Origin of the sequence: Methylobacterium mesophilicum (assembly GCF_022179445.1) — a bacterium.
Classification (GTDB): domain Bacteria; phylum Pseudomonadota; class Alphaproteobacteria; order Rhizobiales; family Beijerinckiaceae; genus Methylobacterium; species Methylobacterium mesophilicum.
Genome location: NZ_BPQU01000140.1, coordinates 1 through 258, shown reverse-complemented (window position 1 = coordinate 258; position 258 = coordinate 1). Strand labels below are relative to the sequence as shown.

Annotated in this window: 1 protein-coding gene; it reads left to right on the top strand. The window is 50.8% G+C overall.

The window, feature by feature from the left end; translation table 11 throughout:
• Positions 1 to 258 (top strand): shikimate kinase (locus tag MFF40_RS28545; RefSeq protein WP_283206128.1); only part of this gene is annotated, 258 nt, incomplete at both ends.

Genomic DNA, 258 nt, shown 5'->3' with positions numbered 1-258 from the left:
ATGGGTGCCGGAAAAAGCACTATTGGGCGCCAGTTAGCTCAACAACTCAATATGGAATTTTACGATTCCGATCAAGAGATTGAGAAACGAACCGGAGCTGATGTGGGGTGGGTTTTCGATTTAGAAGGCGAAGAAGGCTTCCGCGATCGCGAAGAAAAGGTCATCAATGAGTTGACCGAGAAACAGGGTATTGTGCTGGCTACTGGCGGCGGCTCTGTGAAATCCCGTGAAACGCGTAACCGTCTTTCCGCTCGTGGC